Here is a 26,172-nt window from a genome sequence, read left to right on the forward strand (position 1 = left end):
TCGGTAGGACGTGCTCAGTAGGACCTGGGCAGACCCAGCGTGTGGTGCGAGACGTAGTTGAGAATCATCTCCCGGCTGACCGGCGCGATGCGACCCACGCGCGAGGCCGTCAGCAGGGACGCCAGGCCGTACTCGGCCGTCAGCCCGTTGCCGCCGAGGGTGTGCACGGCCTGGTCGACGGCCTTCGCGCCCGCCTCGGCCGCCGCGTACTTCGCCATGTTCGCGGCCTCACCGGCCGCCATGTCGTCGCCGCTGTCGTACAGGAACGCGGCCTTCTGCATCATCAGCCGGGCCAGTTCCAGCTCGATGTGGGCCTGCGCCAGCGGATGGGCGATGGCCTGGTGGGAGCCGATGGGGGCCTTCCACACCTGCCGGGTGCGGGCGTAGTCCACGGCCGCGGCGAGCGCGAAGCGACCCATGCCGATGGAGAAGGCGGCCGTCATGACGCGTTCGGGGTTGAGCCCGGCGAACAGCTGGAGCAGCCCCGCGTCCTCGTCCCCGACCAGGGCGTGCGCGGGCAGTCGCACGTCGTCCAGGTAGATGTGGAACTGCTTCTCCGGGGCCGACAGCTCCATGTCGATCGGCCGGAACTCGAAGCCGGGCGTCTCCCGCTCCACCACGAACAGGCACGGCTTCAGCCTGCCCGTACGGGCGTCCTCGGTGCGGCCCACGATGAGCGTCGCGTCGGCGATGTCGACGCCGGAGACGAAGACCTTGCGGCCGGTGAGCAGCCAGTCGGAGCCGTCCCGGCGGGCCGTGGTGGTCAGCCGGTGCGAGTTGGAGCCCGCGTCCGGCTCGGTGATGCCGAAGGCCATCCGGATGGAGCCGTCCGCGAGCCCGGGCAGCCACCGGCGCTTCTGCTCCTGCGTGCCGAAGCGGGCGATGACCGTGCCGCAGATCGCGGGGGAGACGATGAGCAGCAGCAACGGGCATCCCGCCGCGCCCAGTTCCTCCAGCACGATGGCGAGCTCGGCCAGCCCGCCGCCTCCGCCGCCGTACTCCTCCGGCAGGTTGACGCCGAGGTAGCCGAGCGCCCCGGCCTCCTGCCACAGCTTGTCGGTGTGCCTGCCCTCGCGCACGGCGTCGAGGAAGTAGGGCCGTCCGTAGCGGCGGCCCAGGTCGGAGACGGCCTTGCGCAGGGCACGTCGCTCCTCGCTCTCCAGCAGGACGTTGTCGAAGGTGCCTGTCGGTCCGTTCACAGCGGGCGTACCGCTCATGGCGAGTCCTCCTCCTGAACGACGGCGAGTACGGCTCCGACGTCGACCTGGCGGCCGACCTCGGCGTGCAGTGCGGCGAGCACACCGTCCGCCGGGGCGGCGACGCGGTGCTCCATCTTCATGGCCTCCAGCCACAGCAGCGGCTGCCCCGCCGCCACCTTGTCGCCGACGGCGACATCGGCGAGGCGGACCACCGTGCCCGGCATCGGGGCCAGCAGCGAGCCCGGCGCGAGCTGGGCGACCGGGTCGGGGAAGCGCGGCAGCGCGGTGAAGCGGTGGGCGTCCGGCGGGCCGTCCACGCACACCTCGTCCCCGTAGACGGCCACGTCGAAGGCCCGGCGCACCCCGGCGACCTCCAGCACGACCCGCTCCGGCGTCCGCTCCAGCAGGCGTACGTCCGAATGGCCCCCTGCGGTCAGGCCGTCGCGGCCGAGCCGGTAGCGGACCTCGTACACCGCGCCGCCGGGCTCGGCGCGGTAGCTCTTGGACTGCGGGGCCGAGGGCACGTTGCGCCAGCCGCCCAGCGGATGGCGGCCGGAGGCGTCGGCGAGCGCGGCGGCCAGGGCCGCCAGCCGTGCGGCTCCCTCGTCCTCGGCGGGTGCCGGGCCGAGGCGGTCCAGGAAGGCGGTGGAAACCCGCCCCGCGGCGAAGTCCGGGTGGCGCAGCACTCGTACGAGCAGGTCGCGGTTGGTCACCAGGCCGTGCACCCGGGCCCGCTCCAGGGCGCCCGCGAGCAGCCGGAGCGCCTGCGGGCGGGTGGGGGCGTGGGCGACGACCTTGGCGAGCATCGCGTCGTAGTGCACGCCGATCCGGTCGCCGTCGCCGAAGCCCGCGTCCACCCGCAGCCCCGGTGCCTCCGGCAGCCGGAAGCGGTGCAGGACGCCGGTCTGCGGCTGCCAGTCGCGGGCCGGGTCCTCCGCGTACAGCCGGGCCTCCACGGAGTGCCCGGAGGGCGCCGGGGGAGCGGCCGGGAGCTTCCCGCCCTCGGCGACGTCGAGTTGCAGGGCGACGAGGTCCACACCGAAGACGCACTCGGTCACCGGGTGCTCCACCTGGAGGCGGGTGTTCATCTCCAGGAAGTACGGCCGGCCGTCCGGGGACACCAGGAACTCCACGGTCCCCGCGCCCACATAGCCGATGGCCCGCGCCGCCGCGTCCGCCGCCGCGTACAGCGTCCGGCGCAGTTCGTCGGTGATGCCGGGGGCCGGGGTCTCCTCGACCACCTTCTGGTGGCGGCGCTGCACCGAGCAGTCGCGCTCTCCGAGCGTCCACACGGTGCCGTGGGTGTCCGCCAGCACCTGTACCTCGATGTGGCGGCCGTCCTCGACGTACGGCTCCAGGAAGACCTCGCCGTCGCCGAAGGCGGACAGCGCCTCCGCGCGGGCCGCGGCCAGTTCCTGTTCGAGGACGGCCGCGTCCCGCACGACCCGCATACCGCGCCCGCCGCCGCCCGCCGCCGCCTTGACCAGCACGGGCAGATCGTCCGGCCCGGCCTCCAGCACAGGGACACCGGCCTCGGCCATCAGCCGCTTGGCGCGGGTCTTGGAGCCCATGGCCTCGATGGCCTCGGGCGTGGGCCCGATCCAGGTCAGGCCCGCCGCGACGACGGCCCTGGCGAACTCGGCGTTCTCCGACAGGAATCCGTAGCCGGGGTGGACGGCGTCCGCGCCCGCGGCGAGGGCGGCCTTCACGATGAGGTCGCCGCGCAGATACGTGTCGGCGGGCGCGTCGCCCGGCAGCCGTACGGCGGCGTCCGCCTCCCGTACGTGCGGGGCGGCGGCGTCCGCGTCCGAGTGGACGGCGACGGTGGCGATGCCCAGGTCGCGGCAGGTGCGGAAGACGCGGCGGGCGATCTCGCCGCGGTTGGCCACCAGCACTGATGCGATCACGGTCAGGTGCTCCTCACATCCGGAAGACGCCGAAGCCGCCGCGGGCGCCCTCGACCGGTGCGCTGTGGATCGCCGACAGGCACACGCCGAGCACCGTTCGGGTGTCACGCGGGTCGATCACCCCGTCGTCGTACAGCCGCCCCGACAGGAACATCGGCAGGGACTCGGACTCGATCTGCTGCTCGACCATCGCCCGCAGCCCCGCGTCGGCCTCCTCGTCGAAGGGCAGGCCCCGGGCGGCCGCCGACTGCCGTGCCACGATGGACAACACGCCCGCGAGCTGCGCGGGGCCCATGACGGCGGACTTGGCGCTGGGCCAGGCGAACAGGAAGCGCGGGTCGTACGCACGACCGCACATGCCATAGTGCCCGGCGCCGTAACTCGCGCCCATCAGGACGGAGATGTGCGGGACCTTGGAGTTGGACACCGCGTTGATCATCATGGCGCCGTGCTTGATGATGCCGCCCTGCTCGTACTCGCGGCCCACCATGTAGCCGGTGGTGTTGTGCAGGAACAGCAGCGGGATGTCGCGCTGGTTGGCCAGCTGGATGAACTGCGCGGCCTTCTGCGACTCGGCGCTGAACAGCACGCCCTGCGCGTTGGCCAGGATCCCCACGGGATAGCCGTGCACCCGTGCCCAGCCGGTCGCCAGGCTCGGCCCGTACAGCGGCTTGAACTCGTCGAACTCCGAGCCGTCCACCACCCGCGCGATGACCTCGCGCGGGTCGAACGGCGTCCTGAGGTCGGCGGGGACGATGTCCAGCAGTTCGTCCTCGTCGTACCGCGGCGGGTCGTAGCCGGCGGCCGGGGCGGGGCCCTGCTTGCGCCAGTCGAGCCGGGCGACCACGCGGCGGGCGGTGCGCAGCGCGCCGGGCTCGTCCAGCGCGAAGTAGTCCGCGAGCCCGGAGGTGCGGGCGTGCATGTCGGCCCCGCCGAGCGACTCGTCGTCGCTCTCCTCGCCGGTGGCCATCTTCACCAGCGGCGGGCCGCCGAGGAACACCTTGGAGCGCTCCTTGACCATGATCACGTGGTCGGACATCCCCGGGACGTACGCGCCGCCGGCCGTCGAGTTGCCGAACACGACGGCGACGGTGGGGATGCCGGCCGCCGACAGCCGGGTCAGGTCGCGGAAGAGCGCGCCGCCCGGGATGAAGATCTCCTTCTGGCTGGGCAGGTCGGCGCCGCCCGACTCCACGAGGTTGACCAGCGGGAGGCGGTTGGTGAGCGCGATCTCGTTGGCCCGCAGGGCCTTCTTCAAAGTCCACGGGTTGCTCGCCCCGCCGCGCACGGTGGGGTCGTTGGCGGTGATCACGCACTCGGTGCCCTCGATCACGCCGATCCCGGTCACCAGCGACGCGCCGACCGGGTAGTCGCTGCCCCAGGCCGCCAGCGGCGACAGCTCCAGGAACGGGCTGTCCTGGTCCAGCAGCAGCTCCACCCGTTCCCTTGCGGTGAGCTTCCCCCGCGAGCGGTGCCGGTCCACGTACTTGGGGCCACCGCCCGCGAGCGCCTTCTCGTGCTCGGCCTCCAGCCCGGCGAGGCGTTCCAGCATGGCCGTACGGTTCTCGGTGCTCACGCCGTTCCTCCCTCACGCGGCGCGCGGCCCCGCCCCGGCGGTCCCGCGAACGCCTGGGCGATGTCCAGCCAGCGGTCGGCGTCCGCGCCCTCGGCGCGCACGGCCAGGTCGGCACGGTGCCGGCGGCGGGTCGCCAGCAGGCACAGGTCGAGCGCCGGGCCCGTCACGCGCTGCGCGGCGTCCTGCGGGCCGTACACCCACAGCGTGCCGTCGGGGGCGGTCAGTTCGACCCGGAACTCCTCGACGGGCGGGGTCAGCCCGTGGACGAAGTACGCGTAGTCACGAGCCCGTACGGCGATCCGCGCCACGTGCCGCAGCCGCGCGCTCGGCGGACGCCGTACGCCGAGGGCGTCCGCGACGTCCTCGCCGTGCGCCCAGCTCTCCATGAGCCGGGCCGAGGCCATGGAGGCGGCGCTCATCGGCGGCCCGAACCAGGGAAAGCGCGTCCCGGCCGACTGCGCCCGCAGCGCGGCCTGCAGTTCCGCCCGCCCCGAGCGCCAGCGCGCCAGCAACTGCGCGGGCGGCAGCGCCGCGCCCTCCTCGGCGCCGTCGTCGACGAAGGTGTCGATCGCGGCGGCGGCCTTCTCCGCCACGGAGCCGAAGGCCTCCGGGTCGGTGACCGCCAGCACCGACTGCCGGTCGGTCCAGGCCAGATGTGCGATCTGGTGGGCGATCGTCCAGCCCGGAGCGGGCGTCGGTGTCGCCCAGGCCCCCTCCGGCAGCGGGGCGACCAGGGCGTCCAGGCCCTCGCTCTCGTCCCGAAGGTCGTCCAGTACGGGTGTGGGGTCGGACAAGGGTCCCCCTGAATGACGCAGCGTCAGCGAAGCCGTGCGCGTCACAGGCTGGCACCGCGGCAGGAAACAATCAAGCGTGCTTGCATGATTTTCCGTGCGGCCCCCACGCGGCGGCCCGGAGGCCGCCTGATTGACTGCACCGGGGCCCCCGGCGATCCCGGGCCCCGGCCCGACGGTCCACCGGACAACCCGAGGTTCCATGTACGCTCTGTCGCCGCTGCTGTCTGGCTTCGTCCCCATATGGGTGCTCAGTGCGGCGGGTTACGCGGTCGGCCGCACCGGGCTGCTGGGCCCGCAGGCGGAGTCCGTGCTCGGCGGCTTCGTCTTCAACGTCGCCATGCCGGCCGCCCTGTTCACCATGGTCGCCAGGACACCCCTGGGCGCCTTCGCGAACACGTCCGTGATCGCTTTCGCGGCGGGAACGACCCTGGCCTGCCTGCTCGGGTTCGCCGCCAGCCGGTGGATCTTCGGCCGGCGCCTGCCCGACCAGGCGATCGGCGGCATGGCCGCCGGATACGTCAACTCCGCCAACCTGGGCATCCCGGTGGCGGTGCAGATCCTCGGCGACGCCTCGTTCGTCGCCCCCGTGCTGCTGTTCCAGGTGCTGCTGGTCACCCCGGTGATCCTGGCCGTCCTCGACGCGGGCACCGCCGGTGCCCACAGGTGGCGGGGAAACAACGGCGCCGCCCGGATGCTGCTGTTGCCGCTGCGTACCCCCGTCATCCCGGGGACGGTGCTCGGGTGCGCGGTCTCCGCGGCCGGCTGGCGGCTTCCCGTCGCCCTCGGCCACTCGGTCGAGTTGCTGGGCAACGCGGGCGTGCCGACCGCGCTGATCACCCTGGGCATGTCGCTGCACGGCCGCCCGCCCGCCACCGGCGTCGCGATCCGGGCGGAGGTCGGGGCCGCCGTCCTCATCAAGACCCTTGTCCAGCCCCTGGCCGCGTTCGCGGTCGGCAGTCTCGTCCTGCATCTGCCGGCCCACCAGCTCCTCGCGGTGGTGATCCTCTCCGCACTGCCCAGCGCGCAGAACGTCTTCATCTACGCGCGCCAGTACGAGCTGAGCACCGCGCTCGCCCGCGACGCGGTCATGCTCTCCACGCTGTTGTCGATGGCCACGCTCTCCGCCGCGGCCTGGGCCCTGGGGCCCGCGCACGCCTGATTGCCGTCTCCGGGCGCTTCCGGGCGGCGCCCGGCCGTCGCGGCGGGGCGCCCCCGGCGGGGCGCCCCCGAAGAGGCGCCCCACCGCGTGCGGCTCCGTCAGGCCCGCGCGGCCCGCCGGGCCAGCAGGGCGTCCCTGCGCTCCTCGAACTTGCGGGCCTGGCTGTCCAGCTCGCCCATGAAGAAGCCCAGTTCCTCCTGCGCCTTCAGGCCCTCGGGGCCGAGCCCCGAGGTCTCCAGCACCTTCAGGTGCCGCAGTACGGGCTGGAGCACGTCGTCGTGGTGGATGCGGAGGTTGTAGATCCCGCCGATGGCGATCCGCGCCGCGGAGCGCTCGAAGCCCGGCATCCCGTGCCCCGGCATCCGGAAGCCGACGACCACGTCACGGATCGCCGGCATAGCCTGGTCCGGCGCCATTTGCAGCGCCGCCGCCAGCAGGTTGCGGTAGAAGACCATGTGCAGGTTCTCGTCGGTCGCGATGCGCGCCAGCATGCGCTCGCACACCGGGTCGCCCGACTCGCGGCCCGTGTTGCGGTGCGAGATGCGGGTGGCCAGCTCCTGGAACGCCACGTACGCCACCGAGTGCAGCATGCTGTGCGCGTTGTCGGACTCGAAGCCCTCCGACATGTGGCGCATACGCAGCCGCTCCAGCTCCACCGGGTCCACGGCACGGGTGGTCAGCAGATAGTCCCGCATCACTATGGCGTGCCGGCCCTCCTCCGCGGTCCAGCGGTGGACCCAGGTGCCCCAGGCGCCGTCCCGGCCGAAGAGGGTGGCGATCTCGTGGTGGTAGCTGGGGAGGTTGTCCTCCGTGAGCAGGTTGACCACCAGCGATATCCGGCCGATCTCGGTGACCTTGGACTGCTCGGGCGCCCATGCCTCGCCGCCCATCACCCCGTCGAAGTCACGGCCTTGGCTCCACGGAACGTACTCGTGGGGCATCCATTCCTTGGCCGCCGTCAGGTGACGGTTGATCTCGGTCTCGACGACCTCTTCCAAGGCGTACAGCAGCCTGGTGTCGCTCCATGCTTCCGATCCTGTGCTCTGGGACGGGGCAATGGTCACGCTGGGCTCCTGAGGGATCGCTGAGAGTGCCTACGGAATCGTAAGTTACGAAACCGTAGGTTAGGTACCACTCAAAAGGCAACCCGCCGTCAGGCGTACAGCTCCCGCAGGCGAACGGACAGGCAGGTCACACACCCCTCGAGCTTCTCGAACTCGCCGATGTCCACCAATACGGGTTCATATCCGAGGTCGCCCAGGAGTTCCGCGCTCCGTGGCGCGCTCGCCGCCATCAGCAGCCGGCCGCCGCCGAGCAGCACCACGTGCGCGCCCGCCTCCTCCGGTACCGGCAGGAAGCGGGTGAAGACCGACGGGTCGTCAACCAGCGGCGGATACCCGATGACCGTGCCGTCGGGCAGCGCCGTCACCGCGGACTTCAGGTGCAGCACCTTGGTGACGGGCACGGCCACCACCCGCGCCCCCAGCGGTTCGAACGCGGACCGCAACTGCCGGACGCCCTCGGCGTCGGTCCGCCCGCCCCGGCCCACGTAGACGGTGTCCCCCACCTTGAGCACATCCCCGCCGTCCAACGTGCCCGGTTCGCGCACCCGGTTGACCGACAGTCCCAGCGCGGTGACCGCCTCCTCGGCCCCGGCCGCCTCCGGGCGCCGGGACACGGCACCGGAGCGGGCGAGCAGCGCCACGTTGCGGAAGACGACCACCGCGTCCTCGACGAAGACCGCGTCAGGGCAGTCGTCGGCCGCCGGCACCTCCACCGTCTCCCAGCCGTGGGCCAGCAGCGCCGCCACGTACCCCTCCCACTGGCGTGCCGCGAGCCCGGCGTCGACGGGGGAGCGCTCGACGTGGGTCACCAGCCCCTGGGCCAGGCGCGGACCCGGACGGCGGACGAGCGCCTTCTTGCTCGGCATGGGATGTTCCCTCCCTGGATCGGGGGCGGCCGGCGGCCGTCCCGGGCGCCATCCGGCGGGGCGATAGCATCGGCAGCCTGATGAGTGCCACTCTTGTCGTCAAGGATCTTGCCGCCGGCCACGGGGACCGCGTCCTGTTCTCCGGCCTCGACCTCGTCGTCGCCCCCGGCGACGTCGTCGGTCTGGTCGGGGCCAACGGTGCCGGGAAGTCGACGCTGCTGCGCATGCTCGCGGGCCTGAGCACGCCCGAGCAGGGGCAGTTGCGGCTGAGCCCGCCCACCGCGACCGTCGGCCACCTCCCGCAGGAGCCCGAACGCCGCCCGGACGAGACCGTACGGGCCTTCCTCGCCCGGCGCACCGGGGTCGCCGCCGCCCAGGCCGCGCTCGACGCCGCCACCCAGGCGCTGGTCGACGGGGCGCCCGGCGCGGACGACGCCTACAACGACGGCCTGGAGCGCTGGCTCGCCCTCGGCGGCGCCGACCTCGACGAGCGGGCCGAGGAGGTGAGCGAGGCGCTCGGCCTGGGCGTCGGCCTGGACCTGGCCATGACGGCCCTCTCCGGCGGGCAGGCCGCCCGCGCGGGCCTGGCGTCCCTGCTGCTGAGCCGTTACGACGTCTTCCTCCTGGACGAGCCCACCAACGACCTGGACCTGGACGGTCTGGAGCGGCTGGAGGCGTTCGTCAAGGGCCTCAAGGCGGGCACCGTCCTGGTCAGCCACGACCGCGAGTTCCTGGCCCGCACCGTCAACCGCGTCGTCGAACTCGACCTCGCCCAGCAGCAGATCAACACCTACGGCGGCGGCTACGCCTCCTACCTGGAGGAGCGAGAGACCGCCCGCCGCCACGCCCGCGAGGCCTACGAGGAGTTCGCCGACACCAAGGCCGCACTCGAGTCCCGGGCCCGCATGCAGCGCAACTGGATGGAGCACGGCGTCCGCAACGCCCGCCGCAAGGCGACCGACAACGACAAGATCGGCCGCAAGCTGCGCGCCGAGTCCACCGAGAAGCAGGCCGCCAAGGCCCGGCAGACCCAGCGCATGATCGAACGCCTCGACGTCGTCGAGGAGCCCCGCAAGGAGTGGGAGCTGCGCATGGAGATCGCCGCCGCGCCCCGCGCGGGCGCGGTCGTGGCCACCCTGCGCGGGGCGGAGGTCCGCCGCGGCCCGGAGTTCACCCTCGGGCCGGTCGACCTGCAGATCGACTGGGCCGACCGGGTGGCCATCACCGGCGCCAACGGCTCCGGCAAGTCGACCCTCCTGGCCGCGCTCCTCGGCCGTGTCCCCCTCGACGCGGGCGCGTCCCACCTCGGTCCCGGCGTCGTCGTCGGCGAGGTCGACCAGGCCCGCAAGCTGTTCCTGGGCGGCGAGTCGCTGCTGGACGCCTTCGGCGCGGAGGTCCCCGACACGGCACCCGCGGACGTCCGCACCCTGCTGGCCAAGTTCGGCCTCAAGGCCGCGCACGTCCTGCGCCCCGCCGCAACGCTCTCGCCGGGCGAGCGCACCCGGGCCGCCCTTGCCCTCCTGCAGGGCCGCGGCGTGAACCTCCTCGTCCTGGACGAGCCCACCAACCACCTCGACCTGCCCGCCATCGAGCAGCTCGAGTCCGCCCTCGACTCCTACGACGGCACCCTGCTGCTGGTCACCCACGACCGCCGCATGCTGGAGGCCGTCCGCACCACCCGCCGCATCCGGGTCGACTCCGGGCGCGTCACCGAGCACTGAGGCCCCGCCGCGGTCGCGCCCGGAACGCCCTCCCGTGGGAAGACCGGCACCGTGACCGGGGTTGAATGGACGACCTGTGGTCCGTCCGCGCCCCGAAACGAGGAGATCCGAACGTGAGCATCTACGACATCCCGCTGCGCACCCTCACCGGTGAGCCCGCCTCCCTCGCCGACCACCGGGGCAAGGCCCTGCTGATCGTCAATGTTGCCTCCAAGTGCGGTCTGACCCCGCAGTACGAGGGCCTGGAGCGGCTGCAGAAGCGGTATGCCGACCGTGGGTTCACCGTGCTGGGCTTCCCCAGCAACCAGTTCGCGGGCCAGGAGCCGGGCACGGCCGAGGAGATCGCGACCTTCTGCTCGGCGACCTACGGTGTGAGCTTCCCGCTCTACGAGAAGTCCGACGTCAACGGTGACCAGCGGCATCCGCTGTACGCCACGCTGACCGAGACCGCCGACGCCGAGGGCCAGGCCGGCGACGTCCAGTGGAACTTCGAGAAGTTCCTCGTCGGCGCGGACGGCCAGGTCGTCGGCCGGTTCCGTCCCCGCACCGAGCCGGAGGCCGACGAGATCGTCGCCGCCATCGAGGCCCAGCTCCCCGCTTGAGCCTGCGCGCCGCACTGACCCGCCTCGCCATGCCGGCCGTCGTGGCCGGCACGGCGGTCGCGGGCCCCTGGCCGCCGCCGCACGCGCTGCCGGACCGCATGGCGGACACCGGCGGCGGCACCCAGCTGATCATCGCCGAAGCCGCCTCCCCGGAGGCCACCATCGGGACGCTGACCTGATGGGACCGGCGCGACGGCCGCTGGGTCGCCGCGGGCTCCGCGGCCGCCCGCTTCGGCGGGGGAGGCCTCGTCGAGGGCCGGACCCGTGTGCAGGACACCTCGACCACCCCGACCGGGCTGTACGACCTCCCGTTCGCGCACTGGGGAGGACGGCCGGACCGATGTCCGCGGCACCGGCGACGGCGCCGCGGAACCGCCCGCCCGCCGCAAGCGGCCCCGGAGGGCCGGTGGACAGCGTGCCTGGTGGCAGGAGCTTGCACAGCGGCGTACCCGGCAGCACCTCGACCATGTCCTGACCGGCCCCGCGGCCGAGCGGCCCGAGGAGCGCGGGGTGCTGCGCCGGGCGGCCTACAGCGCCCTGGGCGAGGCCCGCGCGGCCGCCGAGACCTTCGCCGCCGAGCTGCCCTCCCGGCACGGCGGCAACGGCGACTGGTTCCGGGTGGTCGCCGCCTCCGAGCGGATCGTGGACGCGGCCACCGCCTGCGTCGTCCGAATGGAGCAAGGCGCCCCGCGTCCCTCGGCCCGTGAGGGAGCGCAGGTGGTCGCCGCGCTCACGGCGCTCGCCGACACCCTGGACGGCCGGGCCCCCGCCGCGGCCCCCGGATCTCCCCGCGGCCCCGAGTGCGAGACGCTCGCCGGCATCGTCGCCGAGCTGCACTTCATCCGCAGCATCGTCGCCGGCCTGCCGGTGCCCGCGCGGGGGACACGTACCACAGGGCACGCCGTCGCGACAGTGGTGGGCGGAGCCCGGGATTCACGGGCGGGCAATCGTCGCGATCAAGACGGGTGAGGGGCTAAGGTCGGGCCAGCCGGCGAGACCGGGAGGTTGACGAGGTGGCCGTATTCCTGCTCGGGGTGGGGGCCGCTTGCTGTCTGGGGCTGGGCTTCGTACTCCAGCAGCTGGCCGCCCAGCGCGCTCCGCTGTCCGACTTCCTGTCCTTCAGGCTGCTGCTGGACCTCATGCGCATGCCGCAGTGGCTGCTCGGTGTCTTCCTGATGATCTGCGGCATGCTGCTCAGCGCCCTCGCGCTCACCAAGGGCGAGGTCTCCCTCGTCGAGCCGCTGACCGCGACCAACCTGCTCTTCGCGATGGCGCTCTCCCGCCGTCTCACCGGCCAGAGACTCGGCCGGCACGGCTGGTCGGGCGTGGCGCTGCTGGCGATCGGCGTGACGGCCTTCATCGTGGCCGGCCGGCCCTCGGGCGGCGGACCACCCGCCGGGGCGCTGCGCCACTGGCTGGTGGTCGGGGTCGTCGTCGGCCTGGCGCTGCTCCTGGTCGCCTGCGCGCGACGGCTGCGCCCCGCGCGCGAGGCCACGGTGCTGGCGCTCGCCGCGGGCCTGCTCTACGGCCTCCAGGACGCCCTGACCCGGATCTCGGGCCAGGTGGCCGAGGACGAGGGCGTCGGCGCGCTCTTCGTGCACTGGCAGCCGTACGCCGTCGTCGTGATGGGTCTGACCGGGCTGATGCTCGTGCAGAGCGCCTTCGAGACGGCCCCGCTGCGCATGTCGCTGCCCGCGCTGACCGCCGCCCAGCCGCTGGCCGGAATCGCCTGCGGCGTCGGCTTCCTCGGCGACCGGGTACGCCTCACGCCCGGCGCACTGGCCTGGGAGGCGGCGGGGCTCGCCGCGATCGCCGTGGGCGTCGTGCTGCTGGGCCGGCATCCGGCGATGCCGTGCGCGTACGGCACCTCCCGGAAGGACCCGGCCGGCGTCCGCGGAGCCGGCGGGGAATCCGTCAGAATCGTCCGCTGACCCCCTGTCCACCCCGGTCGCCCGCGCGCTCACCCATGAGCAGCCGGGCGACCGTCGCGATGGGCGGCCACGGCCGCTGACCGGCGCCCGCCGCCAGGAAGTGCCGCCGCGTGCCCATCGGCGGGTCCAGCGGGCGGGGCACCACGTCGTCGCGCTGCCGCTCCACCCCCGACGCGGCGAGCAGCGCCACCCCCAGGCCCGCCCCGTGAGCAGGTTCACCAGGTGCAGGCTGTCGCCCGGGACGATCCGCGGGGTGAAGCCGGCCATCGCGCACACCCGCGGGACCAGTTCGTCGTCGTCGCTGCCGCGCGAGTCGGTGATCCACCCGGCCCCGGACAGGCGGCTCAGCGCGGACAGCGGCACCGGATCGCCCGGCCCAGGGTCGCCGGGATGCCCGGCCGGCAGCACGAGCACCGTCGGCTGCGCCGCGAACCGCCGGGCGCCGATCCCGTCCGGCACCGGGCGCGGCACCAGGCTGTAGTCGTGGACGATGCCCTGGCGGCGCTCGCTACCGCCCCACCGTCCAGGTGAAGCGGGGCTCGCGGCGCTCCAGGAACGCGGTCACACCCTCCGCCGTCTCGTCGCTGCCGTCCGCCTGGCGGGCCCAGTGCCCGACCCGCGCCGGGTCGAGTTCGGGCGCGGCGAACTCCTTGGCCGCCGCCTGCGTCAGCAGCGACCGCGAGGCCAGCACCCCGGCGAACTCCTCGACCCGCTTGTCCAGTTCGTCCTCCGCCAGCACCTCGTCCACCAGCCCGGTCCGCAGCGCCCGTTCGTGGCCGATCAGCTCCGCGGAGAACAGCAGGTGCTTCGCCGCCGACGGGCCGACCAGCCCCATCAGCCGCCGGGTGGAGGACGCCGGGTAGACGATGCCCAGCCGCGCCGGGGTGACCCCGAAGCGGGCGCCCTCCGCGGCGAACCGCAGGTCGCAGGCGGCCGCGAGCTGGCAGCCGCCGCCCACGCAGAAGCCGCGGATCGCGGCGAGCGTCGGTTTGGGGAACGCCGCGAGCGCCTCCTCCGCCTCCACGGCCGCGCCCTGCGCCGCACCGGAACCGCTCGCCGGATCGCGCAGGTCGCAGATGTCGGCGCCGGCGCAGAAGGTACCGCCGGCACCGGTGAGCACCAGGACGCGGACGGCGGGGTCCGCGGCGAGGCCGCCGAGCAGGCCGGGCAGCTCCCGCCACATCGCCACGGTCATCGCGTTGCGCTTGGCCGGATTGCTGATCGTCACGGTTGCGGTGGCGCCCACCGTGTCCACCACGAGGCCGGGCCCGGACGGCTCGGACATGTCCGCATCCCTCATCTCGTCGTCGTCCCGGCTGCCGGAGATCGCGAAGGCCGCCGGACCGGGATCCTATCCCGGTCCGTGCCGCGGCAAATCGGGTATATGGGCAGTAGCTCCCGAGTGGCTCCCGACGAGCGCAAGGAGGCGGCGGCCATGGCCCCGTTCAAGGGACGCAAGAGGCACCCGAAGCCCCCGGAGGCCGGGATCAAGCGCAGCCTCGGCTGGGTCGCCGCCCTCGGGGCGGTCCTCGTCGTGGGCGGCCTGGTCGGGTTGTTCTACGTGGGCTTCGCCACCATCACCTCGATGCTGCTCTTCGGCTGGCTGCTGCTGGCCGGCGGCGTCGTCGGCCTGGTCCAGGCGGTGCAGAACCGCGACACGAGCTTCTTCTGGCTCGCCCTGGTCGTCGCGGCCCTCTACATCGCCGCCGGGGTGGTGGTGATCCGCAACCCCGAGCAGACGGCGGCCGCACTCACCATGTTCGCGGCGCTGCTCTTCCTGACCGGCGGGATCTTCCGTCTCTTCGGCGGCATGGTGGTGCGCGGACCGCACATGGTGTGGACGCTCATCCAGGGCGCGATCGGCATCCTGCTGGCGATCCTGGTCCTCGGGAACTGGCCGGAGAGCAGCCTCTACGTCATCGGCGCCTTCTTCTCGCTGGCGCTGCTCTTCGACGGACTGGGACTGCTCGGCGCCGGCCTCGGCGGCCGCCGGATCGTCGGAATGGTCGCCGATGCCCGGGACGCCCCGCTGACGCGTCAGTGAACCGGCACCGCCAGATCAGTAGGGCTCACGGGCCTGGCACGTCCGATCGCCTTGAGTCGGCAGCGATCGAAAGGTGCGGATTTGCGGTCAGCGGCTCGGGGCGGGGCCGTCGGCTGCCGACACTCGATCCGTGAGGCGGATCTCGCCGCCGCCGTGGGCGGCCCAGCGGGGCCGCGGGTGCATCGCGCGAATGCGAGGGTGAAGACCGCCATGGACGTACGCGGGAGCGTCCCGCCCCCCGACCCGGTGCCCCCGATGGCGCCGGATGTCCCGCGCCCGTACGAGGGCGTGTGGCGTTTCACCGCCCCCGCGCTGGACTCCTCGGTGCCGCAGGCCCGGCACGCCGTGCGGGAGCTGGTCGTCCGCCAGGGCGTGCCGGTCAGCGAGGAACTGCTGCACGGCCTGCTGCTGATCGTCTCCGAGCTGGTCACCAACGCGGTGCGGCACGCCGCGCTGCTGTCGCCGGAGATCGCCGTGGAGTTCGCCGTCGGCGTGGACTGGGTCCGGGTGGCCGTCGAGGACAACCATCCGTACCGGCCCAAGGCCCTCCAGGTCGACGACGCCGACACCGGCGGGCGCGGTCTCCTGCTGGTCAAGACGGTCACCGCCGAGGCCGGCGGGATGTGCGACGTCCAGCAGACCACGACCGGCGGCAAGGTCATCTGGGCCGCGCTGCCGCTGCCGCCCGGCCTGGTGCGCTGACCCCACTGACCCCACTGACCCCAACTGATCCCACTGACCCCGCCGGGCGCGCGGCGGCCGCGTTACCAGCCCGCGTCGCCGGTCAGCTCGCGCACGGCGGGCAGCGCGGCCCCGAGCACGGTCGGGAACCAGGCGGAGAACGGCCCGGAGGCACGGAGCGCGGCGAGCTCGGTGGGCGACACGAAAGCGGTCTCGCCGATCTCCTCCGGATCCGGGTCCAGCGGCGCGGTCACCAGGCCGACGAAGAGGTGGTTGTACTCCTGCTCGACCAGCCCCGACGCCGGGTCCGGGTGGTTGTAGCGGACCGTGCCGGCCTCCCGCATCAGCGCGGGTGCCACGCCGAGCTCCTCGGCGGTGCGGCGCGCGGCGGCGACGAAGGGCGCTTCGCCCGGGTAGGGGTGGCCGCAGCAGGTGTTCGACCACACACCCGGGGAGTGGTACTTGCCCGCCGCGCGGCGCTGCAGCAGCAGCCTGCCCTCGCCGTCGAAGAGGAAGACCGAGAACGCCCGATGGAGCCGCCCCGGCGGCAGGTGGGCCGACAGCTTCTCCGCGGTACCGATCGTCACACCGGTCTCGTCGACCAGCTCGAGGAGGATCGGCGCCGGGGCACCGTTTGAAGAGGGGTCCGCGGCGGGTGTGCGGGGCCGGCCGGCGGCGGGGCTCGTGGGCATGGCCATCCTTTGCTTCGACGACAAGACCTCAGTCTGCCTCACGCGGGGACGCGCGACGTGGTTGCAGGGCGTTCCCGTCCCGTGACACTGCGTCGCACGGCGCGGCGTGCCGTCAGTGACACAGACGCGCCTCGTGCTCCGCGTGTCCCACCGGCTCCAGCTGGAAGGTGCAGTGCTCCACGTCGAAGTGGGTGCCGAGACAGCCCTGCAGGTCGTGCAGCATCTTCTCGTGGCCGACCGCGTCGAGGACGTCCCGGCTCACCACGACGTGCGCGGAGAGCACCGGCATTCCCGAGGTGATCGTCCACACGTGGAGGTCGTGCAGCCCGGCCACCCCGGGCAGCGCCAGGATGTGCGCGCGTACGTCGGCCATGTCCACGTCCTTGGGCGCGGCCTCCAGCAGGACGTCGATCGCCTCGCGCAGCAGCTTCCACGTCCGCGGGACGATCATCAGGCCGATCAGGAGCGAGGCGACCGGGTCCGCCTGCCGCCAGCCGGTCGCCAGGATCACCAGCGCCGCCACGACCACGGCCAGCGAGCCCAGCGCGTCCGCCATCACCTCCAGGAAGGCGCCCCGGACGTTGAGGCTCTCGCGCTGCCCGCGCATCAGCAGCAGCAGGGACACCGAGTTCGCCACGAGGCCGATCGCGCCGAAGACGACGGTGAGCCCGCCGTCGACCTCGGTGGGCGTGATCAGCCGGCGGACCGCCTCGTAGAAGATGAAGGCGCCCACGCCGAACAGCAGCACCGCGTTGGCCACCGCCGACAGGATCTCGGCGCGTGCCAGCCCGAAAGTGCGGCGCTCGCTCGGCGGGCGGTTGGCGAAGTGGATGGCCACCAGCGCCATCCCCAGGCCCGCCGCGTCGGTCGCCATGTGCCCGGCGTCCGCGAGCAGGGCGAGCGATCCGGTGAGCGCGCTGCCCGTGACCTCCGCGACCAGGATCAGCAGCGTGATGCCGAGCGCCATGCGCAGCCGTCCGCGGTACGCGGCGGCCGCCGTGCCCGCCGGTACGGACCCCGGACCGTGCGAGTGGCCGTGTCCGTGTCCGTGCGCGTGCCCTGCGCCCATCGCCCGACACTCCCGTCCGTCGCCCTCCGCGCGACGGCGTGCCCGCGCGCGGAGAGCGGCGAGCCCAGTGAACAACGGTCACCTTCCGTGGGCAACTCGCCGACGGCGACCGCTGTCGTGACCCGGTGACCTGCGGCGATGGGGCCCGCGCCGGCCGTGGGGAAACGCCGGTGGTCAGGCGCCCCGCGCCTGCGGGTGGTTCAGGCACCAGCCCTCCCACGCGGACTCCACCATCTCGCGGACGCCGCGGGTCGCCGTCCAGCCCAGCTCCCGGCGGATCAGCTCGGACGAGGCGACCACGCTCGCCGGGTCGCCCGCGCGCCGCGGCAGGACCAGCGGCTCGACGTCCTTGCGGCCCGTGACCTCCAGGATGACGTCGATCAGCTCCCGGACGGAGACGCCCTCGCCGCGTCCGATGTTCACCGTCAGGTCGGCCCCGCCGTCCCGCTCGCCGACCCAGCGGGCCGCCGCGAGGTGGGCGTCGGCGAGGTCCTCGACGTGGATGTAGTCGCGCACGCACGTGCCGTCGGGGGTGGGGTAGTCGTCCCCGAAGATCTGCGGGGCCTCGCCGCGGGTCAGCTTGTCGAAGACCATCGGGACGATGTTGAACACCCCGGTGTCGGCGAGCCGGGGCTCGGCAGCCCCCGCGACGTTGAAGTAGCGCAGGCAGGCGGTGGAGATCCCGTGCGCCCGCCCGGCCGCGCGGACCAGCCACTCGCCGGCCAGCTTGGTCTCGCCGTACGGGCTCAGCGGCAGGCAGGGCGTGGACTCGGTCACCAGCGGTACGTCGGGCAGGCCGTACACGGCGGCGGAGGAGGAGAAGACGAAGCGGCCGATCCCCGCGTCCGCCACGGCCTCCAGCAGCGTGCCGAGGCCGCCGAGGTTCTCCCGGTAGTAGCGCAGCGGCTGCTCCACCGACTCCCCGACCTGCTTCCTGGCGGCCAGGTGCACCACGCCCGTGACGCCGTGCTCCGCGATCGCGCGGTCCAGCACGGCGCGGTCCATGACGGAGCCGGTCACCACGGGGACGTCCGCGGGCACCCTGGCCGGCACACCGGCCGAGCCGTCGTCGAGCACGACCACACGCTCGCCCGCGCGGCCCATCGCCCGCACCACGTGAGATCCGATGAAGCCTGCCCCGCCGGTGATCAACCATGCCATGGCGCCACCCTAGTGGCTCCGCTCGGGAGCCAGGGAGCACCGACCTGCTCCCCGCGAGGTCACCGCGGCGCCGGTTCCCGGGAGGGTGCCGCACGCCGGCGGCGGACGACCGTCCCGAGGCGACGCCGAGGCGGAGCAGCCGCGGCACCCGGCGGCCGCCCCGTGACGTCCCGGCCCACCACCTTCCTCAGCCGGTTCGCATGCCACCCAGCGCCCCTCCCGTCACAGGGCTCCGGCACCCTCCGTGAGCCGCCTGGTACGGGGCGTACCGGACGGTTGTCGATGCTTGCCCGATCGACCATGATGATCACGCCCAGCGGCCCGCTGCAGGGGGAACGGCCGGTGAACGGAGCCTTCCGGGAATCCGATAGCCTCTGCCGACACGGCCCCCGCGCGGTGCGTCGCACCCCGCGGCGACGGCGTCCCCGGAAGGCGCCGAGCACGCACGCATGTTCAGGGAGATGAGTCCTTCTGTCGACCGCCATCCTCACCGGTCCGCCGGTCGCGATGTCGCCGATCGAGGGCGACCTGCGGAACCTCGGCTTCGAGGTCGTCACCGCGAAGGACGCCGCCTCGCTCGCCACCTGTCTTCGGGCCGTCCCGCCGGGCGAGCGCGTCGCCGTGGTCGACCCGCGCTTCGTCGGGCACCGGCACGCACTGCGGCTCGGGCTGACCGACCCCCGCTTCGACGCCTCAACTGTGCCGGGCGCCGTCTCGGTGCGCCCCGACGCCCGCGCCGCCCTGGTGCGGGCCGTCGCGGAGACCGGTGTGGAAGGCGAGGGGGAGACCCTCGCCGACCGGCTCGCCGGGCGCATGGAGAAGGACGGCGTGCCCGTGCACCGTCCCGAGCTCGGCGTCCTGGTCGCGACCGTGCCGGCCGACGTCACCGGGCGCGCGGACGCCGAGGCGGCCGTCGCCGCCGTCGACGACGAGGCGGTGCGGCTGCGCAGCGCCGTGAAGTCCCGCGACGGCTTCTTCACCACGTTCTTCATCAGCCCCTACTCCCGCTACATCGCGCGCTGGTGCGCCCGCCGCGGGCTCACGCCCAACCAGGTCACCACCGCCTCGCTGCTGGTGGCCCTGGTCGCGGCCGCGTGCGCGGCCACCGGGACCCGGCCGGGATTCGTGGCCGCGGGCGTGTTGCTGCTCGCGTCCTTCGTCCTGGACTGCACCGACGGCCAGCTGGCCCGCTACTCGCTGCGGTACTCCACGCTCGGCGCCTGGTTGGACGCCACCTTCGACCGCGCCAAGGAGTACGCCTACTACGCCGGTCTCGCGCTCGGCGCCGCCCGCGGCGGCGACGACGTCTGGGCGCTGGCGCTCGGGGCGATGGTGCTGCAGACCTGCCGCCACGTCGTGGACTTCGCCTTCGCCGAGACCGCCCGGGACGCCGGCACCGGCACCGGCGCCGGCGCGCTGTCCCAGCGGCTCGACCACGTCGGCTGGACGGTGTGGCTGCGCCGCATGATCGTGCTTCCGATCGGCGAACGCTGGGCGCTGATCGCGGTGCTCACCGCGGCGACCACGCCGCGCATCACCTTCACCGTGCTCATCGCCGCCTCCGCGCTCGCCGCCTGCTACACCACGGCGGGCCGGGTGCTGCGTTCGGTGCGGGGCCGGATGGCCGGCGGCGACACCGCCGCCCGGGCCCTGGCGGATCTGTCCGACACCGGCCCGCTCGGCGAGGGACTCACCCGCCTGTTCCGGGGCCGCGGGGTTCCCGCCGCCGCGGTGCTGGGCGCGGCGGTGATGACAACCACGTCGATCCTCGCCCCGGTGGGCAGCTGGTGGCCGTTCGCCGCCGCCTGCTGCTACGCCGTGACCTCGGCCCTGGCCGTCGCCAGGCCGCTCAAGGGAGCCCTCGACTGGCTCGTGCCGCCGGTGTTCCGCGCGGCCGAGTACGGAACCGTCCTGGCGCTGGCCGCTGTCTCCGACGTCAACGGAGCGTTGCCCGCGGCTTTCGGACTGGTGGCCGCGGTCGCCTACCATCACTACGACACGGTGTACCGCATCCGCGGCGGGACCGGGGCGCCCCCGCGGGCCCTGGTGCGCGCGACCGGCGGCCACGAGGGCCGGGTACTGCTGGTCTCCGCGGGGGCTGCGGCCCTGGCGGGCACCACGGGTCTCACCGTGGGGCTGACCGTCCTGGCCGTCGTGCTGGCGGTGGTGGTCCTGACCGAGAGCATCGGCTTCTGGGTGTCCTCGCAGGCACCCGCTGTACACGACGAAACTGGAGGACCTGCATGATCGGCCTCGTGCTGGCGGCCGGCGCCGGACGGCGACTGCGCCCCTACACCGACACCCTGCCGAAGGCCCTGGTGCCGGTGGACCCGGCGGGCGCGGGCACCACGACCGTCCTGGACCTCACCCTGGGCAACTTCGCCGAGGTCGGCCTGACCGAGGCCGCCATCGTCGTGGGCTACCGCAAGGAGGCCGTCCACGAGCGGCAGGCCGCCCTGGAGGCCAAGTACGGTCTGAAGCTCCACCTCGTCGAGAACGACAAGGCCGAGGAGTGGAACAACGCCTACTCCCTGTGGTGCGCCCGTGACGTCATCAAGGAAGGCGTCATCCTCGCCAACGGCGACACCGTGCACCCGGTCTCCGTCGAGAAGACCCTGCTCGCCGCCCGCGGCGACGGGCAGCGGATCATCCTCGCCCTCGACACGGTCAAGCAGCTCGCCGACGAGGAGATGAAGGTCATCACCGCTGACGGCAAGGGCGTCCAGCGGATCACCAAGCTGATGGACCCGGCGTCCGCGACCGGCGAGTACATCGGCGTCACACTCATCGAGAGCGAGGCCGCCGCAGACCTGGCCGACGCCCTGAAGGCCACTTTCGAGCGCGACCCGCAGCTGTACTACGAGGACGGCTACCAGGAGCTGGTCAACCGCGGCTTCCAGGTCGACGTCGCTCCCATCGGTGACGTGTCCTGGGTCGAGATCGACAACCACGACGACCTGAACCGTGCCCGGGAGATCGCGTGCCGGTACTGACGAGGCTCATCCCCTCGCCGGTCGTCGTCGACATCCGTGCCGGGGCCCTGGACGACCTGGCAGCCGTCCTCGCCGACCAGCGCATCTCCAGTTCCGGCAGGCTGGCCTTCGCGGTCAGCGGCGGCTCGGGCGCGCTGCTGCGTGAGCGGCTGGCCCCCGCGCTGCCCGGCGCCGACTGGTACGAGGTGGCCGGGGGCACCATCGACGGAGCGGTCAAGCTCGCCGACGCCATGCGCGGCAGCCGCTACGACGCGGTGGTCGGGCTCGGCGGCGGGAAGATCATCGACGCCGCCAAGTACGCCGCGGCGCGGGTCGGCCTGCCACTGGTGGCGGTGGCGACGAACCTGGCGCACGACGGGCTGTGCTCGCCGGTGTCCACCCTGGACAACGACAACGGTCGCGGCTCCTACGGCGTGCCGAGCCCCATCGCGATGGTCATCGACCTCGACGTGATCCGCGAGGCCCCCGTGCGGTTCGTGCGTTCCGGGATCGGGGACGCGATCTCGAACATCTCCTGCATCGCGGACTGGGAGCTGTCGCACCGCGAGACCGGCGAGCCGATCGACGGGCTGGCCGCCGCCATGGCGCGTACCGCCGGCGAGTCGGTGCTCCGGCACCCCGGCGGCACGGGCGAGGACGAGTTCCTGACCGTGCTGGCCGAGGCGCTGGTGCTCACCGGCATCGCGATGTCGATCAGCGGCGACAGCCGCCCCGCCTCCGGGGCGTGCCATGAGATCAGCCACGCGATCGACCTGCTGTACCCCAAGCGGGCCGCGGCCCACGGTGAGCAGGTCGGCATCGGTGCCGCCTTCGCGATGTTCCTGCGCGGTGCCAAGGAGGAGGCCGGTCTTTTCGCCGAGGTGCTGCACCGCCACGGTTTGCCCACCACTCCGGGCGATATCGGCTTCACCGAGGCCGAGTTCGTCAAAGCCGTTGAATACGCTCCGCAGACCCGCCCCGGGCGCTACACGATCCTGGAGCACTTGGAGCTGTCCACCGAACAGATCAGGGACGCGTACGCCGACTATGCCAAAACCATCGGTAGCTGAGCTGCGGCCGGTCGTTCACCCCGCGGGGCTGAAGGACCGGCGCAGCGGTGAGCACTGGGCCGGCCGCATCTACATGCGGGAGATCTCACTGCGCTGGACGAGGCATCTCGTCAACAGCCGCGTGACGCCCAATCAACTCACGTACCTCATGATCGTCGCCGGTGTGGCGGCCGGCGCGGCGCTGCTCGTGCCCGGCCTGGCCGGCGCCGTGGCCGGCGCGCTGCTCATCCAGCTGTACCTGCTGCTGGACTGCGTGGACGGCGAGGTGGCCCGCTGGCGCAAGCAGACCTCGATCACCGGCGTCTACCTCGACCGGGTGGGGCACTACCTGTCCGAGGCGGCGCTGCTGGTCGGCTTCGGGCTGCGGGCGGCCGACCTCTTCCACCGCGACGGCACCGGCACCCAGTGGGGCTGGGCCTTCCTCGGGACGCTGGCCGCGCTCGGCGCCATCCTGATCAAGGCGGAGACGGATCTGGTCGACGTGGCCCGCTCGCGCAGCGGCCTGCCCGCCGTCCAGGACGAGGCCTCCGTGCCCCGCTCCTCCGGGCTGGCGCTGGCCCGCAAGGCCGCCGCCGCGCTGAAGTTCCACCGGCTGGTGGGCGGCGTGGAGGCATCACTGCTGATCCTCGCCGCCGGCGTCGCGGACTCCTTCCACGGCGACCTGCTGTTCACCCGTATCGCCGTCTGCCTCCTGGCCGCGATCGCCGTGCTGCAGACGCTGCTGCACCTGGTGTCGATCCTCGCGTCGAGCAGGCTGAGGTGAGCGCCGTGGGGACGTCGGCCGGGACGATCCGCCTCGGCGCGGTGATCATCACCATGGGCAACCGCCCCGAGGAGCTGCGCGACCTGCTGGACTCGGTCGCCAAGCAGCGCGGCCCGGCGATCGAGATCGCCGTGGTCGGCAACGGTTCGCCGCTGCCCGAACTGCCCGCCGGGGTGCGGTCCGTCGAACTGCCCGAGAACCTGGGCATCCCCGGCGGCCGCAACGTCGGCATCGAGGCCTTCGGCCCCGGTGGCAGCGAGGTGGACGTCCTGCTCTTCCTGGACGACGACGGGCTGCTGCCGAACGAGGACACCGGGGAGCTGGTCCGCGAGGCCTTCGCCGCGGACCCCCGGCTCGGCATCGTCAGCTTCCGGATCGCCGACCCGGAGTCCGGGACCACCCAGCGCCGCCACGTCCCCCGGCTGCGGGCCTCCGACCCCCTGCGCTCCTCGCGCGTCACCACCTTCCTCGGCGGTGCCAACGCGGTGCGCACGCAGGTCTTCCGGGAGGTGGGCGGTCTGCCCGACGAGTTCTTCTACGCCCATGAGGAGACCGACCTCGCCTGGCGGGCCCTCGACGCGGGCTGGATGATCGACTACCGCGCCGACATGGTGCTGTTCCACCCGCTGACCGCCCCGTCCCGGCACGCGGTCTACCACCGTATGGTGGCCCGCAACCGCGTGTGGCTGGCCCGCCGCAACCTCCCGTGGGCGCTGGTCCCCGTCTACCTCGGCGTGTGGATGCTGCTGACCCTGCTGCGCAGGCCCTCGGGCCCCGCGCTGAGAGCCTGGTTCAGCGGTTTCAAGGAGGGCTGGACGACGCCGAGCGGCCCGCGCCAGCCCATGCGGTGGCGGACCGTGTGGCGTCTCGCCCGACTGGGCCGGCCCCCCATCATCTGACAAGCTCGGACGAGAGTGACCCCGCGCGACGGGCCCGGCCCGCGGCGCGCCAAGAGGACGAAAGTGTCAACTGTGAGCGAGACAACGCACGACGGTGCGGTCGCCGTGGGCCCGGTGCCCCCGGCGGGCACGCCGTCCCAGCTGGCGGCCCGGTACGGTCTGTCCGTCAGCGGCGCGCGCCCGGGTCTTGCCGAGTACGTACGGCAGCTGTGGGGCCGCCGCCACTTCATCTCGGCGTTCGCCCGGGCCCGCGTGTCGGCGCAGTACACCCAGGCCCGGCTGGGCCAGTTGTGGCAGGTGCTGACCCCGCTGCTCAACGCGGCCGTGTACTACTTCATCTTCGGCCTGCTGCTGGGCACCGACCGCGGCGTGGACAACTTCATCGCCTTCCTGGTCACCGGTGTCTTCATCTTCACCTTCACCCAGTCCTCGGTGCTGGCGGGGGTGCGTGCCGTCTCGGGCAACCTCGGGCTGATCCGCGCGCTGCACTTCCCACGCGCGAGCCTGCCGATCGCGTTCACCCTGGTCCAGCTGCAGCAGCTGCTGATGTCGATGTTCGTGCTGCTGGCGATCGTGCTGATGACCGGTGAGGTGCCCGGGCCTTCGTGGCTGCTGGTCGCGCCCGCGCTCGTCCTGCAATGCGTGTTCAACGCGGGCCTGGCCCTGGTGATGGCCCGGCTGGGCAGCAAGATGACCGACCTCGCGCAGCTGATGCCGTTCATCCTGCGGACCTGGATGTACGCCTCCGGCGTCATGTACAGCATCAGCCACTTCGCGGCGCACGCGCCGGCGGCGGTCAAGATCCTTCTGGACGTCAACCCCGCGGCGGTCTACATCGACCTCATGCGCTTCGCGCTGATCGACAGCTTCACCTCCGAGCAGCTGCCCCCGCACGTGTGGGCGCTGGCCCTGGGCTGGGCCGTGATCATGGGCATCGGGGGCTTCGTGTACTTCTGGAAGGCCGAGGAGAGGTACGGCCGTGGCTGAGCACATCGACACCGCCGCGGGCGGCGAGCGCATCCCCACCGTGATCGTGGACGACCTGCACATCGTGTACCGGGTGCACGGCGCCGGCTCCAGCAAGGGAAGCGCCGTCGGCGCCCTGTCCCGCCTGGTCACCGGCAGGGGCAACCCGAACGTCCGCATGGTGCACGCGGTGCGCGGTGTGAGCTTCACCGCCTACCGGGGTGAGTCCATCGGGCTCATCGGCTCCAACGGCTCGGGCAAGTCCACCCTGCTCAAGGCGGTCGCGGGCCTGCTGCCCGCGGAGAGCGGCAAGGTGTACACCCAGGGGCAGCCCTCGCTGCTCGGCGTGAACGCCGCGCTGATGAACGACCTGACCGGCGAGCGCAACGTCATGCTCGGCGGTCTCGCGATGGGCATGTCGCAGGAAGAGGTCAGGCAGCGCTACGACTCGATCGTCGACTTCTCCGGCATCAACGAGAAGGGCGACTTCATCTCGCTCCCGATGCGGACCTACTCCTCCGGCATGGCGGCCCGCCTGCGCTTCTCGATCGCCGCGGCCAAGAGCCACGACGTCCTGATGATCGACGAGGCGCTGGCGACCGGTGACAACCGGTTCCGCAAGCGCTCCGAGGCGCGGATCCGCGAGCTGCGCAAGGAGGCCGGCACGGTCTTCCTGGTCAGCCACAACAACAAGTCGATCCGCGACACCTGCGACCGCGTCCTGTGGCTGGAGAAGGGCGAGCTGCGCATGGACGGTCCGACGGACGAGGTGCTCAAGGCGTACGAGGAGTTCACCGCGAAGTGAACCCGCAGGCCGGCCCGCGCTCCCTGACCGGGGGCGCGGGCCGGCGCACGCCTGCGGGCCGGGACGTGCCCGCAGGCGCCCCGGTGCTCGCCCGGCTGGGCGGTGCGCCGAACTCTCCCTCTTCCACGCCGTGTTCGGCCGCGCTCGTCCCCGGCCGCGACGACGGCCGTCCGTCTGCCGCGCCGCCCCTCCTCCCGCACGCCGTCCGTGCCTCCGCACGGATACGCCAAG

General features: G+C 73.1%; 25 protein-coding genes and 1 pseudogene. 15 read left to right on the forward strand and 11 right to left on the reverse strand.

Features of this window, described 5'->3' with window-relative positions; all coding sequences use genetic code 11:
* Positions 1–14 precede the first annotated feature (14 nt).
* From ACRWNP_RS15950 to ACRWNP_RS15965, 4 genes are read right to left on the reverse strand one after another with little or no spacing between them, the layout of a single operon-like run.
* A complete protein-coding gene (locus ACRWNP_RS15950; RefSeq protein ID WP_431961885.1) occupies positions 15–1,217 on the reverse strand; it encodes an acyl-CoA dehydrogenase family protein in 1,203 nt (400 codons plus the stop codon).
* Positions 1,214–3,106, reverse strand: coding sequence for an acetyl/propionyl/methylcrotonyl-CoA carboxylase subunit alpha (locus ACRWNP_RS15955; protein ID WP_431961886.1), 1,893 nt, complete (start codon positions 3,104–3,106; stop codon positions 1,214–1,216). The genes ACRWNP_RS15950 and ACRWNP_RS15955 overlap by 4 nt, the downstream gene beginning before the upstream one ends.
* A 13-nt stretch (positions 3,107–3,119) precedes the next feature.
* Positions 3,120–4,658, reverse strand: coding sequence for an acyl-CoA carboxylase subunit beta (locus ACRWNP_RS15960; RefSeq protein WP_431961915.1), 1,539 nt, complete (start codon positions 4,656–4,658; stop codon positions 3,120–3,122).
* Between the two features lie 20 nt (positions 4,659–4,678).
* A complete protein-coding gene (locus ACRWNP_RS15965) occupies positions 4,679–5,476 on the reverse strand; it encodes a TIGR03084 family metal-binding protein (RefSeq protein ID WP_431961887.1) in 798 nt (265 codons plus the stop codon).
* A gap of 199 nt (positions 5,477–5,675) precedes the next feature.
* On the opposite strand from ACRWNP_RS15965, the gene ACRWNP_RS15970 reads away from it, so the two are divergent.
* The gene (locus ACRWNP_RS15970) at positions 5,676–6,635 is read left to right on the forward strand and encodes an AEC family transporter (protein ID WP_431961888.1); all 960 of its coding nucleotides are present in this window, start codon (positions 5,676–5,678) and stop codon (positions 6,633–6,635) included.
* A 98-nt stretch (positions 6,636–6,733) separates the two neighbouring features.
* Here ACRWNP_RS15970 and ACRWNP_RS15975 read toward each other — a convergent pair whose 3' ends face one another.
* Both ACRWNP_RS15975 and ddaH read right to left on the reverse strand, forming a co-directional pair.
* A complete protein-coding gene (locus ACRWNP_RS15975; protein WP_431961889.1) occupies positions 6,734–7,699 on the reverse strand; it encodes an acyl-ACP desaturase in 966 nt (321 codons plus the stop codon).
* Between the two features lie 89 nt (positions 7,700–7,788).
* Positions 7,789–8,565 carry a dimethylargininase gene (ddaH, locus tag ACRWNP_RS15980; RefSeq protein WP_431961890.1) on the reverse strand — a complete coding sequence of 259 codons (777 nt, stop codon included), beginning with the start codon at positions 8,563–8,565 and terminating at the stop codon, positions 7,789–7,791.
* An 80-nt stretch (positions 8,566–8,645) separates the two neighbouring features.
* Here ddaH and ACRWNP_RS15985 point away from each other — a divergent pair, with 80 nt between their 5' ends.
* From ACRWNP_RS15985 to ACRWNP_RS16005, 5 genes and pseudogenes are all read left to right on the forward strand, one after another.
* Positions 8,646–10,286, forward strand: coding sequence for an ABC-F family ATP-binding cassette domain-containing protein (locus tag ACRWNP_RS15985; RefSeq protein WP_431961891.1), 1,641 nt, complete (start codon positions 8,646–8,648; stop codon positions 10,284–10,286).
* 113 nt (positions 10,287–10,399) lie between these two features.
* On the forward strand, positions 10,400–10,888 hold the full coding sequence (locus tag ACRWNP_RS15990) for a glutathione peroxidase (protein WP_431961892.1): 489 nt from the start codon (positions 10,400–10,402) through the stop codon (positions 10,886–10,888).
* A 29-nt stretch (positions 10,889–10,917) separates the two neighbouring features.
* Positions 10,918–11,205 (forward strand): annotated as a pseudogene (locus ACRWNP_RS15995) (hypothetical protein); the annotation flags it as partial.
* Between the two features lie 193 nt (positions 11,206–11,398).
* On the forward strand, positions 11,399–11,857 hold the full coding sequence (locus ACRWNP_RS16000; RefSeq protein WP_431961918.1) for a hypothetical protein: 459 nt from the start codon (positions 11,399–11,401) through the stop codon (positions 11,855–11,857).
* 44 nt (positions 11,858–11,901) lie between these two features.
* The gene (locus ACRWNP_RS16005) at positions 11,902–12,819 is read left to right on the forward strand and encodes a DMT family transporter (RefSeq protein WP_431961893.1); all 918 of its coding nucleotides are present in this window, start codon (positions 11,902–11,904) and stop codon (positions 12,817–12,819) included.
* Here the strand turns inward: ACRWNP_RS16005 and ACRWNP_RS16010 are convergent.
* Positions 12,803–13,009: a hypothetical protein gene (locus ACRWNP_RS16010; RefSeq protein WP_431961894.1), complete on the reverse strand. Its 207-nt coding sequence runs from the start codon at positions 13,007–13,009 to the stop codon at positions 12,803–12,805. The genes ACRWNP_RS16005 and ACRWNP_RS16010 overlap by 17 nt on opposite strands.
* Positions 13,010–13,327: 318 nt before the next feature.
* On the reverse strand, positions 13,328–14,104 hold the full coding sequence (locus tag ACRWNP_RS16015) for an enoyl-CoA hydratase/isomerase family protein (RefSeq protein ID WP_431961895.1): 777 nt from the start codon (positions 14,102–14,104) through the stop codon (positions 13,328–13,330).
* Between the two features lie 150 nt (positions 14,105–14,254).
* Here ACRWNP_RS16015 and ACRWNP_RS16020 point away from each other — a divergent pair, with 150 nt between their 5' ends.
* Together ACRWNP_RS16020 and ACRWNP_RS16025 are read left to right on the forward strand one after the other, a co-directional pair.
* Positions 14,255–14,863 carry an HdeD family acid-resistance protein gene (locus tag ACRWNP_RS16020; protein ID WP_431961896.1) on the forward strand — a complete coding sequence of 203 codons (609 nt, stop codon included), beginning with the start codon at positions 14,255–14,257 and terminating at the stop codon, positions 14,861–14,863.
* A 210-nt stretch (positions 14,864–15,073) separates the two neighbouring features.
* The gene (locus ACRWNP_RS16025; RefSeq protein WP_431961897.1) at positions 15,074–15,565 is read left to right on the forward strand and encodes an ATP-binding protein; all 492 of its coding nucleotides are present in this window, start codon (positions 15,074–15,076) and stop codon (positions 15,563–15,565) included.
* Between the two features lie 62 nt (positions 15,566–15,627).
* Here ACRWNP_RS16025 and idi read toward each other — a convergent pair whose 3' ends face one another.
* The 3 genes from idi to galE form a co-directional block, all read right to left on the reverse strand.
* Positions 15,628–16,236 carry an isopentenyl-diphosphate Delta-isomerase gene (idi, locus tag ACRWNP_RS16030; protein WP_431961898.1) on the reverse strand — a complete coding sequence of 203 codons (609 nt, stop codon included), beginning with the start codon at positions 16,234–16,236 and terminating at the stop codon, positions 15,628–15,630.
* A gap of 112 nt (positions 16,237–16,348) precedes the next feature.
* Positions 16,349–17,305 (reverse strand): cation diffusion facilitator family transporter, encoded by a 957-nt coding sequence (locus tag ACRWNP_RS16035; RefSeq protein WP_431961899.1) that lies wholly within the window; start codon positions 17,303–17,305, stop codon positions 16,349–16,351.
* 174 nt (positions 17,306–17,479) lie between these two features.
* Positions 17,480–18,466: a UDP-glucose 4-epimerase GalE gene (gene galE, locus ACRWNP_RS16040; RefSeq protein WP_431961900.1), complete on the reverse strand. Its 987-nt coding sequence runs from the start codon at positions 18,464–18,466 to the stop codon at positions 17,480–17,482.
* A gap of 471 nt (positions 18,467–18,937) precedes the next feature.
* Here galE and ACRWNP_RS16045 point away from each other — a divergent pair, with 471 nt between their 5' ends.
* The 7 genes from ACRWNP_RS16045 (at position 18,938) to ACRWNP_RS16075 (ending at position 25,941) form a co-directional block, all read left to right on the forward strand.
* Positions 18,938–20,713, forward strand: coding sequence for a DUF5941 domain-containing protein (locus ACRWNP_RS16045; protein WP_431961916.1), 1,776 nt, complete (start codon positions 18,938–18,940; stop codon positions 20,711–20,713).
* Positions 20,710–21,459 (forward strand): sugar phosphate nucleotidyltransferase, encoded by a 750-nt coding sequence (locus tag ACRWNP_RS16050; protein WP_431961901.1) that lies wholly within the window; start codon positions 20,710–20,712, stop codon positions 21,457–21,459. Before ACRWNP_RS16045 ends, ACRWNP_RS16050 begins: the two co-directional genes overlap by 4 nt.
* Complete coding sequence (locus ACRWNP_RS16055; RefSeq protein WP_431961902.1) at positions 21,447–22,508, forward strand: iron-containing alcohol dehydrogenase family protein; 1,062 nt, start codon at positions 21,447–21,449, stop codon at positions 22,506–22,508. The genes ACRWNP_RS16050 and ACRWNP_RS16055 overlap by 13 nt, the downstream gene beginning before the upstream one ends.
* Entirely contained in the window at positions 22,486–23,271 is a 786-nt protein-coding gene (locus tag ACRWNP_RS16060) for a CDP-alcohol phosphatidyltransferase family protein (RefSeq protein ID WP_431961903.1), read from the forward strand. Before ACRWNP_RS16055 ends, ACRWNP_RS16060 begins: the two co-directional genes overlap by 23 nt.
* A 53-nt stretch (positions 23,272–23,324) precedes the next feature.
* The gene (locus ACRWNP_RS16065) at positions 23,325–24,170 is read left to right on the forward strand and encodes a glycosyltransferase family 2 protein (RefSeq protein ID WP_431961917.1); all 846 of its coding nucleotides are present in this window, start codon (positions 23,325–23,327) and stop codon (positions 24,168–24,170) included.
* A gap of 72 nt (positions 24,171–24,242) precedes the next feature.
* Positions 24,243–25,157 (forward strand): ABC transporter permease, encoded by a 915-nt coding sequence (locus tag ACRWNP_RS16070; RefSeq protein WP_431961904.1) that lies wholly within the window; start codon positions 24,243–24,245, stop codon positions 25,155–25,157.
* Entirely contained in the window at positions 25,150–25,941 is a 792-nt protein-coding gene (locus ACRWNP_RS16075; RefSeq protein WP_431961905.1) for an ABC transporter ATP-binding protein, read from the forward strand. Before ACRWNP_RS16070 ends, ACRWNP_RS16075 begins: the two co-directional genes overlap by 8 nt.
* Positions 25,942–26,172: the final 231 nt, after the last annotated feature.

This window comes from Actinacidiphila sp. bgisy160 (assembly GCF_965342435.1).
In the GTDB taxonomy this organism is placed as follows: Bacteria; Actinomycetota; Actinomycetes; order Streptomycetales; family Streptomycetaceae; genus Actinacidiphila.